Origin of the sequence: Marinobacter sp. AL4B (genome assembly GCF_019916045.1) — a bacterium.
In the GTDB taxonomy this organism is placed as follows: Bacteria; Pseudomonadota; Gammaproteobacteria; order Pseudomonadales; family Oleiphilaceae; genus Marinobacter.
Window position 1 is genome coordinate 113642 of the sequence record NZ_JAILWZ010000011.1, and the last position, 19020, is coordinate 132661.

A 19020-nucleotide genomic window follows, 5' to 3' on the forward strand; every position below is an offset into this window, starting at 1 on the left:
TATTAAATAGCCCTCGCAGAAACACAAAAATAATGAGGACTCTTTATGCAAACTCGCTCATGTACCGCCCTTCTCGTCCTTGGTACGGTTATTTTATCAGGCTGCAGCGATGGGTCGGATAACGCAAGCTCTTCACCATCGGATCAAGCTCAACGCTACCAAGCTGATATTCGCTATACCGAGTATGGCGTACCCCATGTTACCGCCAGTGACTATGGTTCTCTAGGCTATGGCATTGGTTATGATCATGCTAGAAACAATCTCTGCACGCTGTCTGAACAGTTGGTCAAATTGAAATCCCAGAAGAGCCGCTACTTTGGGCCTGGCGAGCAGAACAGGAACTTACTGACGGACGTTGGCTACAAGGCCCTTGATTATCCGGCTCAGGCCGCTGAATTATTCAAAGAACTGTCCCCTACGTCCAGTAAACTTTTGAAGGGGTACGCTGCAGGTTTCAATCGCTCTCTATCGGAACGTCAGGGCCCCAGCGATTATCCCTCACCCTGCCGCGGTGCGAACTGGGTCGAGCCAATTACGGCCCAGGATTTGCTCGCCTACCAATTGGATCTTGCCGGGCTGGCCAGTGCCCGAAATTTTCTCGAGGCAATCGCCGCAGCGCGGCCGCCCTCTTCCAAGGCGACCGCATTCAATGTGCAGCTCGACCCTGCCAAAGTGTTTACGTCCGAAGGTATCGGTAGCAATGGCTGGGCTCTGGGGAATGAGAAAGCAGACGGTGCCAACAGTATGCTATTGGGCAACCCGCATTTCCCTTGGGATGGCGAACTTCGATTTTACCAAAACCACCTGACCATTCCGGGCGAGCTGGATGTCACTGGTGTCACGATGATTGGCTTGCCAGCAGTGGTAATTGGTTTTAATACCAACCTGGGATGGACCCACACCGTTTCCCAATCCAAGCGATTTACCCTATATCAACTGGAACTCGATCCCGCTGATGCAACCCGTTATAAATATGATGGTAACTACCGTGATATGACGACCAAAACGGTGGCAATAGCGGTGAAACAGCCAGACGGTAGTCTTACTGATTACAGTCAGGAAGTTTATTTCAGCCACCATGGCCCTGTCGTGAATCTGGCGTCTTTGTCGCCAGCTTTGGGTTGGACTACGAACTCTGCAGTCGCCTTCCGGGACGCCAACTTAGGTAATACCCGGATGCTGGATCAGTGGATTGCAATGGGCAAGGCTGACAGTCGTATAGCATTCTTTGAGGCGTTTGAAGAGAATCAGGGCATTCCTTGGGTGAACACTCTGATGATCGACGAGGAAGGCACCGCCAATTATGTTGACGGCACACTGGTGCCCAACCTCACTCCACAGGCCGAGCAATACTGGCGGTCTGCATCGCAGTCCCCGCAATTGGCACCTGTTTGGCAGGATGGCGCTGGAAGCGTCCTACTGCCAGGAAACAGTTCCATTTATGAATGGGTCGATACCGGTGAAACTCTGACCCCCGGATTAATTCCATTTGCCAACGCGCCGAAACAGACCCGCGAGGACTATGTTTTCAACGCCAACAGCAGCCACTGGCTCTCAAATTTAGAGCAACCACTGGAAGGCTTCAGTATTCTTTACGGGCCGGAACAGACCATTCGCAGCACACGCACTCGTTTCAACGCTAAGCTGATCGATGACTCCAGCAGTTCCGGTCTCGCTGGTTCGGACGGCCGTTTCTCTTTGGAGGAGCTCAAGAGCGTGATGACACACAATGGCTCGCTGTTTGGTAATGAATGGAAGTACGCTTTGACCCAGCGTTGCACCAACTACCCGACGGTTAACTACCAGGGTGCAGCATTTGATCTTACCGCGGCCTGTCAGGCCTTGATTAACTGGGATGGCCGATACAATACGAATAGCGAAGGTGCACACCTAATGCGGGAATTCCTCGCAGCGTTTCGTGTGTCTGGCCATAGGGCTCTGGACGATAACTTGTTTGCTACCGGCTTTGATCCAGAGTCGCCGGCAACAACACCATCCGGTCTGGTGTCGATCGACCCTAGTGACGCGACCAATGATCCGGTACTTCAGGCCCTTGCTGCGGCAGCCGTAAGATTGGAGGACAATGGTCTTTCACTGACTGCCTCTTTGGGTTCGTTGCAGTATGTCCTAAAAGCTGAAGGCGAGCAGCCTATTCCTGTCTCCGGTGGTTATTCGTTTGAAGGCGTATTCAACATGGCCGAAACCAAGGCCAGTTCTCGAAGTACGGCAGACCTGGCGAACACCGTGACGGGTCAGCCAACTGAGGATAGCCTACTGTTCGCACTGGACGAAGATGCGGATGGTCAGGATGAATTGGCTTACAGGATCAACTATGGATCAAGCTTTGTAATGGCGCTTCAATATACGGATGAGGGTCCTAAGGCTGATATGTTTCTAAGCTATAGCCAGAATCACGACCCCGAAGGCGAGAACTTCAAAGACCAGACACAGCTATACAGCGACCTGGAGTGGCGACCGATTCTTTTTAAAGATGAAGACATCGCAGCGGCGGTCGTGGAATCCGTTGAGCTACGAGAATAATTTACGCGTTAGCGGCCCTGTTTAAAGGGGCCGCTTAGTGTGACCTCGAGTGCATTGGGGTAATCCGTCCAATCTCGGTTGTGATCGGAATAACTCGTTGCTAAAGTACCGTTCTCTTTGGGGAGTAGCCTGCTTCCATTCCTTGGAAGAGTTCGTATCAACATACTTGGCCACATGCCATGGTGCGAACACCACTTCGGTTGGCGAGACCATCGATATACCCATGCCTGTGGTCGGGCGTGTGGCGATATCGTGGACTCAATAAGCCCGGCCGGAGTGAAGTTATGAACCCAGTAGCCCTTCTGTTACTCGCATTTGCCATGTCCACCGATGCCTTTGCCGCTGCGATTGGTAAAGGAGCGACCCTCAGAAATCCGCGATTCTTTGATGCCCTGCGTATGGGGCTCATTTTCGGAAGCATTGAAGCTCTGACACCGCTTATCGGTTGGCTGCTTGGTCGAACAGCTTCCAGTTACGTTGATGCTTGGGCTCATTGGATTGCGTTTTTCTTGCTCTTGGGTTTAGGCGCGCACATGATTTTTGAAGGCCTGAAGCCGGGTTCTAAAGACGTCGAAAAAGCCATACGTCACTCTCCATTGAAAGTGTGTCTGACCGCAATCGGAACCAGTATTGATGCCTTGGCTGTGGGTATCGGCCTGGCGTTCATCAACGTCAACATCTGGATTGCGGCCGGCTTGATAGGTGCAGCGACCACTCTCATGGTAACCATGGGCGTGCTACTGGGAAGGAGGATCGGTTCCCTACTCGGCCATCGGGCTGAAGTCTTTGGCGGCCTCACGCTTGTGGGCGTGGGTACGTGGATACTGGCAACGAATTTATAGAACGTTGACGTGGCTACCTGTCTCTTTTAATGATTACCAACGCCACCCCCAAAACCGATAGCAGGCCGCCACATAGTGCGAGCACACCCAGTCGCTCGTCGAAAAGAATATAGGCCTGCAGGGCGGTAACCGGAGGCACGAGATAAAACAAGCTAGCAACGTTGGACGCAGCGCCACGACGAATCAATTGCATCAGTAGTAGAATAGCGCCCACCGATAGGCCAAGCACCAACCAACCTGTTGCCAGTATTAGCTGCATGTTCCAAGACACCTCGCGTGATTCCAACGCGAAAGCTCCGAGGGCAAACAGAACCGAAGCCGCGCAATACTGAATAAACGCGCCAGGCACTAGGTCAACATTCTGGCAATATCGCTTTTGATACACTGTGCCGAACGAAATACCACCAAGCGCGATCAAAGCCCAAAGCAATGCCCAGACGGGAAAGCCTGTAGCCTGGCTCGTATCCCCCATTTTCTCCAGAATAACTAAACTGACGCCGATCAGTCCCAGCACCAAGCCTGACCACTGACGAATGGTGATAGCTTCCCTCAGAACCACAACGGCAACCGCCGCAGTAGCCAATGGTTGCAGGCCGACAATAATGGAAACCACGCCCGCAGGCATGCCATCCTCAATCGCATAAAACACGCCGCCCAGATAGAGTCCATGCACGAGCAAACCGGTGATCGCGGTATGAGCCACACCGTCCAAGGTTGGCCATTCGGACTTCAGCCACCATGCAATGACGCCCAATACGACCAGAGTTGAGAGCATTCGATATAGCAGCAGTGTGAAAGGTTCTGCGTATGGCAGCCCATACTTTGCACCAATGAAGCCGGTACTCCACAACCACACGAAAATTGCCGGCATCCACCCAACCGTGAAACGGCCAGTACCTTTATGTCGTTTATTGCCTGAACGGCTGGCAACAGTGGTCAATCCGAGTCTCCTGATCAGAGCGAGTTAGGTTTTCCAGAGAATCTGGCGGTGCAGCTTACTTATGTCATTGTCTGCCAGTGGCTGGAGTGTATCCGCAAAAAACGCTACTGGGTACTGACGATCGTTAGATGGCTCAATATCTTTTCTTCTACGATTTGTAATGAGAACGCTTCTCAGTATAATGCGCATCTCCTATCTTTGAGCTGCTGGAACCCCCATGTCAAAACGCGAAGCTAAAAAGCCGCTTAACCGCCACCCACTGGCTGTTGCGATTTCACTACTACCCGTGACCTTTTTGGCAGGCGGTGCAATGCCGGCAATGGCCCAAGACAAAGAGAACGGCACTACCCTGCTCCCGGGTTTAACCGTAACTGCGGACTGGTTAGGGGCTCCAACCAAAGAATCTGAAAAAATCTACACCGGGGCGCGAACTGTTGTAGAGAAGGACCAACTGCAAAACTCTGGTGCTCTGAACCTGGAAGATGCGCTTCGTCCGGTGGCGGGCGTAACGGTACTGGACGAAACCGGCACGGGTATTTTGCCGAATATTGGCGTTCGAGGCTTGAACCCGCTAAGAAGTGAGCGTTTGCAGCTGTTGGTTGATGGTTACCCTATCGCCATTGGTCCGTACAGCAACGTGGGTGTTTCACTCTTTCCCGTCACGCTTCCCAGTCTTGAGGTGGTAGACATCGTGCGGGGCGGTGCCTCAGTGCATTACGGCCCGAATAACGTGGGCGGAGTGGTCAACATGGTGACCAAGCCCATTCCAGCAGAAACCACGCAAACATTGCGCGAGCGCATCACGATCGCCGAGGAGACCGGAAATGTGTTCACCGACACTTATTACCGTATCGGAGGAAGAGCAACAGATAACCTCGATTTGCAGCTACAGGCCAACATTCAGCGCGGTGACGGGTTCCGCGACCACTCCGATACTCAGGTAGACAACCTGATACTGGATGCTCGCTATTACCTGAATGACCAGCACGAACTTGCTTCCCAGCTCCAGTATTACCGGGTCGAAGCCGACCTGCCTGGCGCACTTTCGGCTGACGCATACGAACAAGATCGCACTCAAAGCCAGCGCCCGCACGATAGCTATGATGCAGACATGACACGTGCAACTTTTACCTGGACTTACACACCATCCGATAACATTGAATTTCAGTGGCGCAATTTCGTGCACGATGCCGATCGCACGTTTTTCTTTGGCCAGAACTTCAGTAGTGGTGGCCATTGGGCAGATCCTGCCGAAGAATCCACGCTGGTTGCCGACTCACCTCGACTGTTCACGGTTTACAGCACCGAGCCCAGACTGGCAATCAAGCACGGCCGACACGATATCACCGTTGGAGCGCGATTCGTCAGCGAAGATGTTGAGTTTGATGTAAACCGCCTGACCCTGGCTACCAACGAACGCAATGTCGCCCGCGATTGGCATCTGGATACGAGCGCTATGGCGTTTTACTTGAGCGACACGGTGTCATTTCTTGATAATCGCCTGACCGTTACACCGGGACTGCGGTACGAAGATGTTGCCATGGACTTCCGGGACAATCTGAGCAACCAGAAAGAAGAAAATAACGCTGAAGAATGGTTACCCGGACTAACGGTTGGTCTGCAAGCATATGAAGACCTCTTCGTATTCGCCAACAGTCAGCGTTCACTTGTACCCGTTCAGATTGCGCAAACCACTCGTGAGGGTGAAGTCGCTAATGAAATCGCCTGGAACCACGAGCTGGGCGCTCGCCTTCAGGTAACGCCGGACCTGCTATCGTCAGCGACGCTCTTCCGAATTGATTACGAAGATCAGATTCAATTCAATCGATCCACTAGCCGTTACGAAAATCTTGGTGAAACTCGCCATCAAGGGATCGAGCTATCGAATCGCTTGTACCTCAGCAATGCCTGGGAACTAGGGTTTGGTTATACCTTCCTGGATACTGAACAACTGACCGGCGACAACGAGGGTAATGAGTTACCTAACGCGCCTCGCCACAAAGTCAGTGCTGATGCCGTCTACCGCTATCAAGCGTGGGATGCCCGCGTGAACTGGGTGTACGTTAGCTCAAGCTACAGCGATGCAGACAATACCGAGCAGGAAACCGACAACGGAAGCGCCGGAAAGCTACCGCACTACCATCTGGTTAATGCACGTGTTGGTCGAGATTTCGCAGTGGGCAGCGGCAACGTGCTGAACCTCGGTCTAGCGGTCAACAACCTGCTGGATGAAGATTATTACTTCCGCGGGGTAGACGTCAGCCCGGTTGGCCGTGTACCGCAGCCTGGCCGCAGCCTTGTCCTTGAAGCCCAGCTTGATTTCTGATGATTATCCGGAATTTGGCTATAGTATTGATCTGTACGTTGGTTGTACCGGCTGGCTGGGCAAGGAATCAGAGCATAGAGCTGACCGATGATCGCGGGGCTACCCTGAGGTTATCGGCAGCGGCGCACCAACCGGCCGCGATCTCAACGTTCGGGGCCGATGTGTCTTTGGCACTTGGAGTCGTGCCTGTCGCGGTGACAGATTATGGCCTTCAAGGTGTGCCTGAGTATTTGGCCCATCAGTTGGAAGGGGTCCCAACGTTGGGACCACGGCATCAGCCAAATCTGGAGATTCTGTCAAAGCTCTCGCCCGATCTTGTGATTGCCATTCGGCGTTATACCGAGAAAGACGGAGCCCATATAGAATCCATCGCTCCCCTGCTCGCTCTGAACCTCATATCCTTAGAAGACAGCCTCCGCGCTGTAGAGTTGACGGGGCGAGCACTGGGCGCCCACGAAAAAGCCATCGAGTTGAATGCGGAATTTCTGGATCGGATTAAAGAGCTCGCTGCTGCCAGCAAAGGGAGTCCCGTTGAAACTGTTGCCTTGCTGACCAGTGGCAGCGAAACCCCCTTTATTTATTATGACCATTTTTTAGCGACCGCGTTGCTGAAAAACCTCGGTTTCAATAACGTTGGCGGCGCATTGGAAAATCCCGAAAAGGGCATTCCACTTGGATACCGGATCAGCTTGGAAGCGTTACTGGAGCTGAACCCTGACGTCATCCTAATGCTTCCGACAAGCAGGCAGCGGGCCTTTACGATGAACCCGGTTTGGCCATACTTGGCAGCTGTGCGGAATGACCGGGTTTTTGAAGTACCGCACTACTGGAAAGAAGGTGCGGGGCCTATCGCTCGCCGGCGAATCCTTGATGACATCGAGCGGTTGCTGCTCCCTGACCCTACAAGCAGTTCCGATAACTAATGGTTGATCACACCAGCGTGCCTATACATAGGGTATATGGAACAGCGATTTTGGCGCTGTTCGTATTGTTTCTGCTGGGCTTAATGGCCGGTTCCCGATGGGTGTCGCTATCCTCTTTATGGACTGTATTGAACGGTGGCGGAGATCTACTGACCAACGTCAGTGTGATGGAACTGCGGCTCCCGCGAAACCTTCTCGGTATGCTCGGTGGAGCCGCGCTTGGTGTGGCCGGTGCCGTCATGCAAGGAGTTACTCGAAACCCGCTCGCGTCTCCAGGCCTGACAGGCGTGATTGCATCTGCAGCATTGGCGGTGGTTTCCCTTCGAACGCTGGCCAATCCGGGTGCTTTCTGGCTACCCTTGATGGCACTGGCCGGGGGTTTTCTTGGTGGCGCGCTGACTTTCGTGATTGCGGGCAGGCGCCAGCTTCAGCCCGAGCGAGTTGTACTCGCGGGCATTGCTGTTACTTCCCTGGCGACTGCCGTCACCACAGGCTTGTTGCTGGTATCAGGCGCTGAAGCTGCGGAGTTATATTATTGGCTGGCCGGTAGCTTGATGGGCCGCGGTTGGGTTCAGCTCGAATTAGTGCTGCCTTGGCTTGTGTTCCCGATAGCCGCACTTCTGGTCATGCGCTGCCCATTTAAATTACTTCAGCTCGACGACGACCTCGCACTTGCGATGGGTTTGGCTGTTGGGCGCTGGCGGCTTATTTTTTTGTTGCTGGCACTTCTGATCGCCGCCGCGCTTGTTGCGTTCACCGGCCCGATCGTGTTTATCGGATTGGTCGCGCCGCACATTGCCAAGCGATTGATCGGAAGCAAGATCAAACACTGGCTGCCTTTATCAGCACTCCTTGGCGCCCTGCTTTTGTTGACCGCCGACATACTCGCTCGACAGCTGGCTTTCCCCCAAGAATTGCCGGTAGGAATGTTGACAGCGCTGATTGGCGCGCCATGGTTAATCTACCTTCTTAATATTAAAACATCAGTCCGGAGCGCATAGAGCGATGGCGACCGAAACGGCACTGCAATTCTCCAATCGCCTCGTTTCAGGCCTTATATTGGGCGGGATGGGTCTGATTTTAGCGGTGGTGATCGGTGTTCAGTCAGGAGCTGTCGATCTTTCGTGGGAGCAGATATGGGCCGTGTTCGCAGGTGAAAGCACCGAACACGTTCATCGGGTCGTTTTAGAGATACGGTTGCCTAGAACGTTGGTGGGTTTATTGATTGGCATCCACTTCGCGCTGTCTGGATGGCTGTTGCAGCTACTCAGCCGAAACCCATTAGCCGAACCCGGTATCCTAGGCATCTCTGCCGGTGCCAGCCTGGCGGCTGTGATTGCGTTCATCATCGGAGACTGGCTGTTTTCCGGCGATAATCCATACAGTAGTGCTTCTCCCGCGCTGGACTACCTGCCATTTTTCGCAATGGCCGGTGGATTAACCGCTGCCGTGGCGGTGTATTTTCTAGGTCTGAGCAACGGCCGCTTATCCCCTTTGAAGATGACTCTGACCGGCGCTGTCATCGCTGGCATGCTGCACGCATTAACCACCGGCACGTTGGCCTTCTGGGGCCATGCTCATACCGAATTAGTGGCGCAATGGCTGGCTGGTTCTCTGTATGGCGCAAAATGGAATCACCTTGGCTCACTGTTACCATGGACGATCATTGGGCTGGCAGGCGTCGGATTACTCATAGGCCCTTTGAAAGTGATGCAACTCGACGATCAACACGTTCAAACACTCGGACTGCCGCTTAACCGGTGGCGAGCGTTTGCTCTGCTGATTGCCACCTTGCTGGCTGCCAGTGCCGTTGGCGTTGCGGGCCCCGTTGGGTTCATTGGTCTGTTGATTCCGCACATTAGCCGTAAACTGGGCGGCCCCAGTCTTTCCGCGCAACTGTGGTTATGCGTGGTGCTCGGTGCTTTGCTGACGGTAGGAGCTGATGTGCTCGGCCGAACCTTGTTTGCACCCTATGAAGTACCCGTTGGCGTAGTGTCCGCTATCTTGGGCGTGCCCTTCTTTCTTTATCTGTTAGCACGGCAATCTTGAGGCACCATGATACAAACTGAAAACCTCTCCTTAGCTTATGGCGCAACTCCGGTTGTAAATAATGTTTCGCTGACAATTCCTGAAGGTGCGATTACCTGTCTACTAGGCCCCAATGGGTCGGGCAAAAGTACGTTACTCAAAAGCTTCGCTGGTTTATTGCCTGCGCGTTCGGGACGAGTTTTACTGGATGGCCAGCCGATCAACGAATGGGACCGCCGACGATTGGCACTACGCCTCGCCATGTTGCCGCAAAAACCAATCGTTCCAGATGGCATTCTGGTAAAAGATCTAGTGGCTCTGGGGCGCTTTCCCCATCGCAAATGGTGGCAAAAGAATCAGGCTGAGGATAATCGAATCGCCCATGAGTCGATGACGATGACCGGTGTAGCCGAACTGGCTGATCGACCGGTGGAAGCTCTGTCTGGCGGTCAGCAGCAACGGGTATGGATCGCCATGGCTTTAGCACAGGAAACCGGTGTTTTGTTGTTGGATGAACCCACCACGTTTCTGGACTGGGGTTATCAGCTGGAGGTGTTAGAGCTGTTAGCCAAGCTGAACCGTGAGCAAAGCCTAACTGTTGTTATGTCGTTGCACGACTTGAATCAGGCCGCGCAATTTGCCGATCAGATCGCGGTTATGGCAAAAGGCGAGTTGCAAACCATGGGTAGCCCAAACGAGGTTATAACCGAATCGCTGATACAGCGGGTTTTCAGGGTCGAAACGAAAGTAACCTCTGAAGCGAACGGGCGGCCATTTTGTTCAGGTTATGCCGCCGCTCTCAATGCCCCAGAAACCGCGATAACATAAGTCATATTCGGCACTTTCAGGTAATAGCCTGCTCACCATCAAAGGTATAAAATTCCGCCAATTTCGGCTGTCTTAGGCCACCTTTCGATCAACTGAGTATCAGGCGCCCTTGCCTTATGACCGTTTTTGATATCACTCTCATCTCCCTTGCCATATTGGCGCTGCTTGGCGTTATCTTCGAAGAAGTCATTCACGTTAATAAAGCAAAAACGACGCTGTTCTTCGGAACATTGAGCTGGATGTTGCTGTTTTTGTTTAGTTCAGGCGCTAATGAAACGACCGCGATTAACGCGGGGTTGGCAGAAAGCATCGCTGAAATTGCTGGGTTATGGCTGTTTCTGGTTGCGGCCATGACGTTTGTTGCCTATCTGAACAAAAAAGGCATGATCGAGAACATGATTTACCTGATCATGCCCCGACACGTTACGGAGCGGCGCTTACTGTTTCTGACCGGCCTGTTCTGCTTTCTGTTTTCCTCTTTGGCCGACAATATCACCGCCACACTGGTGTCTTGCTCCCTGATCTTGTCTTTAAATCTTGAGCTTAAGAAGCGCTTGCAATTCGTTGTTTTAGTTGTTTTTGCTGTTAACTCAGGCGGGGTTTCTCTGATCACTGGCGATGTCACAACGCTAATGATCTTCTTAGCGAAGAAAGTTGAGATTCTGACGCTGCTTACGCTTGCGATTCCAGCCTCTGTTACTGTGTTCATACTGGCGTTGCTGCTATCCCGTGGCCTGGATGGAACAGTAGAACTGAAAGGAAACACCACTGAAGTTCGAACAGTAGATGCGGTTATCGCGGGGCTCTTTCTGGTTACCATTATCGGGACAATTACAGGAAACGCTCTGTTCAGTGTGCCGCCGGTGCTCACCTTTTTGTTCGGTCTTTCGATCATGTTCCTGGTATCCCGCTTCATGAGCGATGATAACGATCTGGACCCTATCCTCGAATACATCCGCGTCATTGAATTCGAAACCTTACTGTTCTTCCTCGGCATTTTGTTGCTGGTAGGTATGCTCAAGGAAATACATGCTCTGGACTCATTGGTTGCCATATACGACGTATTGCCCCCGATATACGCCAACTATCTGATGGGTATTTTTTCAGCGGTGATCGATAACGTGCCGTTAACCGCTGCGTTGTTGAAAGCAGGAATCGACATGAGTCCGGCTGAGTGGATGGGGCTAACTTATGCGGTTGGTGTAGGTGGGTCGCTGCTGGTGATCGGCTCTGCAGCAGGTATTGTCGCTATGAGCAAAATCGACGGTCTAACCTTTGGTTCGTATATGCGTTATGCCGTACATCTACTGCTCGCTTATTCGATGGGGTATGCAGGCGTATTGTTTCTGGGGCGTTTTATATTGGCGTAACAAAAAATGCCCGTAGGTCGAGGCCATACGGGCATTTGAGCTTAGATGGGTCGGATCAGAAATTAAACTGCACGCCCAAGCCAATGCCATCTACGGTGACGTCGTCGTCATCGTAGTAACGCATGTACTCGAGGTTACCTGACACGTTCTGGGCCATTTCAAAGTTAATACCTGCGCCATATGAAAAATCAGAGTCGTCGTCCGATTCCGAACCAAAGGCTGTATCAACTTCAACCTCAGTTCGCGTAAAACCGATGACAGCATATGGCGTGACGGGGCTTTCGTTGACCATGTTAAAGGTCGCGTAGCCACCGAAGAAATTATTCACCTCTACATCGCCGTTTATACCTGGCGCCAAGTTGATATTGTCATCATTCACTCCAAAGCCCGCGCGTGCCTCAAAGCCAATGTATTCGTTAGCCATTACCCCAACTTTGCCGGATAGCGTGCCTACGTCTGCGTCTTCCCCATCAAAGTCCAGGTTCACAAAAGTATAATTTAGACCTGCATAGAGAGCCCCAACTCCAGACTTGTACATGTCTGCAGCCGATGCTGTACCAGTCAACGCGAAACCAGCGGTTGCAATGGATGCAATCAGCACGTTTTTTCTAATAGTCATCAGAGTTCTCCTCAGCATGAACAGAGTTGTTGTTGCTTCTCCACTTAATCTGGACGATCAACGTCGATATGGCCATAGGTGAAACCCAACTTTAATGTCTTTTAATTTCCCGTTAATGCTTCCTGAACGCCCTGTTTCCTTGCGGTTGCATGGAACGGGGGGTATCCTTCCGCATCTCACTGTTAGCTGTTTTGGGCGCCTCTTGAGAAACCTTAGTCCTGTCATTTTAATCGTCAGCATCATGTTTATACTTCTTAGTGTATTCATGACATTACCGGTCGCTTTGCTGTCTTTTACGCCCGGCGGTGCGCCCAATGCGGTTGCCTTCGCGGAATCTGCCGCCCTGGTTTTTCTTCTCGGCGTAATCGGCGTGCTCAGCACCCGCCGCAAGTCACGGGACCTGAAACCCCGTTACATGTTCGTGTTAACGGTCTCTAGTTGGTTCATTATCTCGGCGCTGTCATCACTCCCCTTTTACCTAAGCGACAATGGGTTATCGCTTGCCGATGCCATATTCGAAGGCACATCTGGCATCACCACAACGGGCGCAACCGTATTAACGGGGCTCGACGATTTCGATAAAGACCTGTTGCTTTGGCGATCAATTCTTCAGTGGCTTGGTGGCATTGGCATCATCGGCATGTTCGTTGCCGTACTCCCGTTCCTTCGTGTGGGTGGCATGCGCTTGTTTGCCACTGAATCGTCCGAGTGGACAGATAAAGCTCTGCCCCGCATGAAAACCCTGAGCCGCGGCCTGTTGATTGTGTACGCAACGCTGACAACCGTTGCGGTACTGACCTACTGGGTTTCTGGCATGTCACTGTTTGATGCTTTCAACCACGGCCTGACCAGCATCGCCACCGGTGGTTTTTCTACGTCTGACTTCTCGATGGGCAAGTTCAACGACTTGATACTGGCGGAAGCTACATTTTTCATGATTCTCGGCAGCTTGCCGTTCTTCTTATTTGTACGAGAGATGCACGGCCAGCACTTCGCCCTGTTCCGGGACCAACAGGTCCGGCTGTTTCTGACTATCCTGTTCACCGTTCCAGCATTGTTAACACTTTACCGCTGGTGGGTATCACCGGTGCATTTCGACCCGCTTCATAATTACATTTCCGTGCTCTTCAACGTAACGTCGGTCATCAGTACATCCGGATACGCATCGGAAGACTATTCCGCATGGGGGCCGTTGGCATTTGTGGTGTTTTTCTTTTTGATGTTCGTCGGCGGGTGTTCGGGTTCAACGGCGGGCGGCATGAAGATATTCCGCTTCCAGCTGTCTCTCATTGTTCTGCGTGAGCAGTTGATGCGACTTCTACATCCTCGTGCGGTCTTTACCCGAAACTATAACGGCCGGGCGGTCAGCGATGAAATTATCTCATCAATGATTGCCTACACGTTTATGTTTTTGTTGTGTTTGCTGCTGATCACCGTATTGCTGGCCTCGTTACAGCTAGACTTCATCACATCGTTGTCCGGTGCGTTAACTTCTTTGACAAACGTCGGACCGGGGCTTGGCGATATCATCGGTCCTGCGGGTACGTTCGGTCCGCTGCCAGAAGCGGCAAAATGGATTCTTTCGGTAGGTATGCTGATGGGGCGTCTGGAAATTCTAAGCGTCGTGATCGTGCTATCTCCGGGGTTCTGGCGCGGCTGAAAGCGCCACGCCTGAAACCCGGACCGATCAGGACTCGGTACCGTCAGCCAACCTGCGCGCCGCTAAGGCGTTCATAACCGGATTGGCATACATATCGAGTAAGTACTTCCGACCGGCCTCATCACACTCGTCTAAGCGCTTGCTGATTTCAGCTTTGGCTTCTTCTCTCTCTTTGTTCGAATACGTGCCTGCTGCAATGGCATCGATACCTAAGCTGTTTGTCGTTTCAGGGGTTTCAACTTGTAGGTTGCGCATTTCATACGCGGCCAGGTTCGATGCGTGCAGGTGATAGTTGGCGTGCATCTCATGATCAATGTGCGCGGCCAATTCTTTCGGCGTGTCCGGCGCCTGGGATATCGGGGCCCCAAAGTGTACGTGAACATGCCCTTTCGGCCCTGTCAGCCCTTTCATGATTTGCGCGGAATCTTCACCGTCCGCCTTCTGGTATTCCCCGGTACGCTCACGAATTTCCAATTCTCGGGCTTTATCGACATCACACGGGTCGTATTCATAAGAGATAGACACCGGAACGATATGCAAACGGCTAAGCGCCTCCCCAAAATCTAACCCCGACTTTTTCTTGTTCATGTAAAACATTTTGATAATAGCCGGGTCGGTCGCATCGATTCCGTTCTTCGCACGGCCCTCGCGTTGAGCGATCCACACACTGTGATTGGTATCGATACTATGGTTAATAAACCCGGAAAGCGTCAGATACGCATCGCGCATTTCCCGTGGGCTGGTGATATTTCGACGCACCAGAAAGCTCTTGTTAAGCTTCATCATTTCGGCAAACACACGGTTAGACAGCAGGTTGTCACCGATGGCAATCCGGGTTGTCTGAAACCCGTTATGAAACAACAGGTGGTTAACAATCATCGGATCGCACACGATATCTCGATGGTTCGAGATAAACAGGTGTGCATCGGTCTTACTGAGGTTCTCAAGACCACTATGAGTGACCTTTGAGGTAGTGTTCCCAACCAGATCATCCACGTAACCCGACAAACTCATTTGAAGGTCATCAATCGTATTGATACCGCCAAAGTGACTCAACAACCAACGGCGTATAAAAAAGCGTAATGGGGCTGGTACCCAGGCCGCCAATCGTGGTGACCTAAAGCGGCCGATCATGTTTAGGAATTCAGAATCATTAAGCAGACGCTGGATAGTGGGAGCAGTTTCTTCGTCCGAATAGGGGCGAATTGAGTCAAATTCCTGCATGCGGGCCCTGTTGTTGTTCGCGGATGTTAATTGGAGGTTTTAACGGTGCGATATTGTAACCGGTCTATTACCGGTTTTCCTCCACCTAAACGCCTTGGGCATCTATATCTGGTATGATTCTCAGCCTGAAATTTACCCTCCCCAAAGGCCAGCGCCCATCATGTACCAGGATCATGACTTCGAGCAATTAGCCAAAGAGCGCCCATCGGTTTCTGATAAAAGTCCGGAACAGGTACTCCATGAGGTTTTTGGCTATGAAAGTTTTCGCCCGCTACAGGGTGACATCGTTCGAGAAGTCATTAGAGGCGGCGATGCTCTGGTACTGATGCCCACTGGCGGAGGTAAATCGCTTTGTTACCAAGTACCAGCATTAGTTCGAACCGGAACGGCCATCGTGATTTCGCCATTGATTGCGTTGATGCAGGATCAAGTGAACGCGTTGCGTGAACTAGGCGTGAAAGCGGCATTCCTGAACTCCTCGATGGACTTTGAGCAAGCTCGCGCCACTGAGTACGCTTTGATGACCGGTGAACTGGATCTGCTTTATTGCGCCCCAGAACGCCTGATTCAACCTCGCATTGTTGAGCTGCTTCACAGCGCATCGCTTTCGATGTTCGCAATTGACGAAGCTCATTGCGTGTCTCAATGGGGGCATGATTTTCGGTCGGATTACCTACAGCTCAGCATGCTGGCAGAAGAGTTCCCAGGTGTGCCTCGCATCGCTCTGACAGCCACAGCAGATGAGCGCACGCGAAAAGAGATCGCGGAGCGCCTCTCGCTCACCAGCGCGAGGCACTTCGTCAGCGGTTTCGACCGCCCGAACATTCAATACCGAATAACACCAAAAATTAATGCAAACAAACAGTTATTGGACTTTATAAAAGTCGAACATCAAGATGATTGCGGTATTGTTTATTGTTTATCACGGAATAAGGTAGATGCCACGGCCAAACTGTTGGCGGAAAAAGGCTATACCGCACTGCCCTATCACGCTGGTTTGTCTAACGAAGAGCGATCGCGAAATCAAGAGCGTTTTCTCCGGGAAGATGGTGTGATTGTTGTCGCGACCATTGCCTTTGGTATGGGCATCGACAAACCCGATGTGCGCTTCGTGGCACACCTTGATTTACCGAAAAGCCTAGAGGCCTACTATCAAGAAACCGGCCGTGCAGGCCGTGATGGGAAGCCTTCGACCGCTTGGATGGTTTATGGCTTGCAAGATGTCATCAAACTGCGCCAAATGTTGGAAACTTCCCAAGGCAACGATCAATTCAAGCGGGTTGAACGTCAGAAACTGGATGCGATGTTAGGGCTTTGCGAAGTCACTCAGTGTCGTCGCCAGGTACTGCTTCGCTATTTTGGCGATACCTTGGAAAAACCTTGCGGGAACTGTGATACCTGCCTAACTCCACCTGAAACCTGGGATGGCACCGTAGCGGTGCAGAAAGCGCTGTCCTGTGTATTCCGCACCGGCCAACGTTACGGCGTGACTTATCTGATTGATGTACTGAGAGGCTCAAGTAACGAACGTATTCTTCAAGCTGGCCATCAAACCATATCTACCTTCGGCATCGGTACCGAATTATCAGCCAACGAATGGAAATCGGTATTCCGGCAATTGGTCGCCAACGGCTATCTGCGCGCGGATCCAGAAGGGTACGGCGCACTCCAATTAACAGAAATATGTCGCCCATTATTAAAAGGTAAACAGAAAATCGAGCTACGAAAAGATCCGGTCGTGAAGAAATCGTCCGGCAATAATTCGAGCAAGCGCAGCGGTGCCAATGTTAAAGATCAAATCACGGACCAGGCTGGATGGGATGCCCTGCGAGCATGCCGAAAAGAGCTGGCGGAAAAGCAAGGTGTACCGCCCTATGTGATCTTCCACGACACCACCCTGTTCGACATGTTGGAACGTCGGCCAACGTCGTTGGATGAGCTGGCAGAAGTCAGCGGCGTGGGCGCAGCGAAGCTGGAAAAATACGGTGACATTTTCCTGCAAACGCTGCGCGAAATGCCTCAGGCCTGAGGCTTGAAGCCCTTCTTGCGCACTCGGTACTGGGCGTAAGAAGTGGCCACATGATTTCCGTCTTTGTCTCTTAGCACGCCTTCTAGCGTAAATTTCCCACGACCTGTTGCATCGGCTTCCGCCAATACCGCGGCAACGGTTTCATTCGGGAGACTGAATTCCACTTCTACATCCGAGTCAGCGGGCTGCAAGAATTCCAGGGTCATGCTTTTCAGAATCGGGGTGTAGGCCGGGCCAAGGTCAAAAAATGCCAAAATTCCTCCCGGAATCTCAGCAACCAAAAAATACGCGCCCGCGTACAGACTGCCGAAATGATTTTTATTGCCCTTCAGTTTTATCCTTGCACGAACGTAGCCCGGACGAACTTCTTGCACCGAAAACCCGTTGCGAGTGGTAAACGGAATCGCCATGCCGACAATGCGGTTGATTGCGGTATAACTTCCGGTTTTCTTAATCCACTCCAGCGGCTGCAACAACGTGGCGTTTGCATTCGTGTGTCCAACCCACTGCCCCGCAGTGCCAATAAGCTTATCGATGACGGCCATAGTGTGGCTCCTTTAATTATTCAGGCGGGAATGATTGCAATACTGTTGCTTGGGTTCAAGAAACTTCGTGCATTATCACGTACATTCCGTGCAATTTAACCGTTTTACGGTAGTCTGTGACCTAACACTCTAATCGAGTGACAGTATTCCCTGCGAAAAGAAGGACTTTGAGCGTGGCATTACTCACAAGGAAACAAGGTGTTAAGGCGAGAGGTTTACTGGGCTTACTTTGCGCTATGCTGGGTCTACCGCTTGCCGCAGAGACACCGGTTACGGAATCTACCAAAGATTACATTCTTTGGTACCGCAACTACGATAACCCTGCCATACATACCCTTGTTGAGCTTGCCTTTAATAAAACGCCGGAATACGGAGACTTTCATCTCATCCGGAGCGAGGAATTAAGCCAAGGGCGCGCCCTTAAAGAGCTCGCCGGCAACGATTCTACTCTTGTCGATATCGCAAACGTGGGCACATCACCGGATCGAGAGGCCGCTCTAACAGCCATTCCAATCCCCGTGGACGGCGGGCTCCTAGGTTTTCGGGTCTGCTTGGTATTGCCCGAAAACCTTAGAAAGTTTCACGGCATCACCAACATAGAAGATCTCTATTCACGGAATATCCGCATTGGCCAAGGGGTTCACTGGCCAGACACACCTATTCTGGAGAGAAACGGTGTGAGCGTAATCACCCACGCGCGTTACGAAATCCTGTTCGGTATGTTGAGAAACCGGCGTTTCGAATGCTTTGCCCGGGGTATCAGTGAGGTGATGTTCGAAGTGGAACGTGAAGACGCAAAAGGACTGGTGATCGAGCCCACCCTCTTACTGGCTTATCCGATGCCTTCTTATTTGTTCGTAGCGCCGAATGACCACGAAATCGCCCAACGAATACAGTTGGGGCTTGAACGTGCGATCCGTGATGGTAGTTTTGCGGTTTACCTGAAGCAGTCTTTCGGTGAAAGCGTCGCCAGCCTAAATCTGAATCGCCGGACAGTGATCGCGTTAAAAAACCCGCACCTGACAGATGATTCCGAGTATGTCGCAAGGCGAATCTTGGACAATCTGAAACGCCGGATTGACTACCTGGCCAACGATCAGTAAATATTCAATAGGGCCATCCTTGGCCCCATCTGAAATCTACCA

General features: G+C 52.0%; 15 protein-coding genes and 1 riboswitch. Of the genes, 11 read left to right on the top strand and 4 right to left on the bottom strand.

Going from position 1 to position 19020, the window contains the following annotated elements; genetic code table 11:
- The first annotated feature begins 45 nt into the window (after window positions 1-45).
- Both K5L82_RS04680 and K5L82_RS04685 read left to right on the top strand, forming a co-directional pair.
- A complete protein-coding gene (locus K5L82_RS04680; protein ID WP_223133362.1) occupies window positions 46-2541 on the top strand; it encodes a penicillin acylase family protein in 2496 nt (831 codons plus the stop codon).
- 107 nt (window positions 2542-2648) lie between these two features.
- Window positions 2649-2787: riboswitch (yybP-ykoY riboswitch) on the top strand.
- A gap of 38 nt (window positions 2788-2825) precedes the next feature.
- On the top strand, window positions 2826-3383 hold the full coding sequence (locus K5L82_RS04685) for a manganese efflux pump MntP family protein (RefSeq protein ID WP_223133363.1): 558 nt from the start codon (window positions 2826-2828) through the stop codon (window positions 3381-3383).
- Between the two features lie 13 nt (window positions 3384-3396).
- On the opposite strand, the gene K5L82_RS04690 is transcribed toward K5L82_RS04685, so the two are convergent.
- The gene (locus tag K5L82_RS04690) at window positions 3397-4254 is read right to left on the bottom strand and encodes a DMT family transporter (protein ID WP_223133993.1); all 858 of its coding nucleotides are present in this window, start codon (window positions 4252-4254) and stop codon (window positions 3397-3399) included.
- 286 nt (window positions 4255-4540) lie between these two features.
- Here K5L82_RS04690 and K5L82_RS04695 point away from each other — a divergent pair, with 286 nt between their 5' ends.
- The 6 genes from K5L82_RS04695 to nhaD all read left to right on the top strand — a co-directional run bounded on the left by K5L82_RS04695 (window position 4541) and on the right by nhaD (window position 11798).
- Window positions 4541-6649, top strand: coding sequence for a TonB-dependent receptor family protein (locus K5L82_RS04695; RefSeq protein WP_223133364.1), 2109 nt, complete (start codon window positions 4541-4543; stop codon window positions 6647-6649).
- Window positions 6649-7572: an ABC transporter substrate-binding protein gene (locus tag K5L82_RS04700; protein WP_262492522.1), complete on the top strand. Its 924-nt coding sequence runs from the start codon at window positions 6649-6651 to the stop codon at window positions 7570-7572. Before K5L82_RS04695 ends, K5L82_RS04700 begins: the two co-directional genes overlap by 1 nt.
- Window positions 7573-7622: 50 nt before the next feature.
- A complete protein-coding gene (locus K5L82_RS04705; RefSeq protein WP_262492523.1) occupies window positions 7623-8573 on the top strand; it encodes a FecCD family ABC transporter permease in 951 nt (316 codons plus the stop codon).
- 4 nt (window positions 8574-8577) lie between these two features.
- Window positions 8578-9621 (top strand): FecCD family ABC transporter permease, encoded by a 1044-nt coding sequence (locus K5L82_RS04710; protein ID WP_223133366.1) that lies wholly within the window; start codon window positions 8578-8580, stop codon window positions 9619-9621.
- A 6-nt stretch (window positions 9622-9627) separates the two neighbouring features.
- Window positions 9628-10428: an ABC transporter ATP-binding protein gene (locus K5L82_RS04715; RefSeq protein ID WP_223133367.1), complete on the top strand. Its 801-nt coding sequence runs from the start codon at window positions 9628-9630 to the stop codon at window positions 10426-10428.
- Between the two features lie 116 nt (window positions 10429-10544).
- A complete protein-coding gene (nhaD, locus tag K5L82_RS04720) occupies window positions 10545-11798 on the top strand; it encodes a sodium:proton antiporter NhaD (protein WP_223133368.1) in 1254 nt (417 codons plus the stop codon).
- A 55-nt stretch (window positions 11799-11853) separates the two neighbouring features.
- Here the strand turns inward: nhaD and K5L82_RS04725 are convergent, their stop codons facing one another.
- On the bottom strand, window positions 11854-12417 hold the full coding sequence (locus tag K5L82_RS04725) for a porin family protein (RefSeq protein WP_223133369.1): 564 nt from the start codon (window positions 12415-12417) through the stop codon (window positions 11854-11856).
- 241 nt (window positions 12418-12658) lie between these two features.
- Between K5L82_RS04725 and K5L82_RS04730 the strand changes: the two genes are divergently transcribed.
- Entirely contained in the window at window positions 12659-14077 is a 1419-nt protein-coding gene (locus K5L82_RS04730; protein ID WP_133005513.1) for a TrkH family potassium uptake protein, read from the top strand.
- 27 nt (window positions 14078-14104) lie between these two features.
- On the opposite strand, the gene K5L82_RS04735 is transcribed toward K5L82_RS04730, so the two are convergent.
- Window positions 14105-15301, bottom strand: coding sequence for a 1-acyl-sn-glycerol-3-phosphate acyltransferase (locus K5L82_RS04735; protein WP_223133370.1), 1197 nt, complete (start codon window positions 15299-15301; stop codon window positions 14105-14107).
- A 160-nt stretch (window positions 15302-15461) separates the two neighbouring features.
- Between K5L82_RS04735 and recQ the strand changes: the two genes are divergently transcribed.
- Window positions 15462-17330 (top strand): DNA helicase RecQ, encoded by a 1869-nt coding sequence (gene recQ / locus K5L82_RS04740; protein ID WP_223133371.1) that lies wholly within the window; start codon window positions 15462-15464, stop codon window positions 17328-17330.
- Here recQ and K5L82_RS04745 read toward each other — a convergent pair.
- The gene (locus K5L82_RS04745) at window positions 17321-17875 is read right to left on the bottom strand and encodes a YiiD C-terminal domain-containing protein (protein ID WP_223133372.1); all 555 of its coding nucleotides are present in this window, start codon (window positions 17873-17875) and stop codon (window positions 17321-17323) included. The two genes, recQ and K5L82_RS04745, sit on opposite strands and share 10 nt — an antisense overlap.
- Before the next feature lie 173 nt (window positions 17876-18048).
- Here K5L82_RS04745 and K5L82_RS04750 point away from each other — a divergent pair, with 173 nt between their 5' ends.
- Complete coding sequence (locus tag K5L82_RS04750; RefSeq protein ID WP_223133373.1) at window positions 18049-18978, top strand: hypothetical protein; 930 nt, start codon at window positions 18049-18051, stop codon at window positions 18976-18978.
- The last annotated feature ends 42 nt before the right edge of the window (window positions 18979-19020 follow it).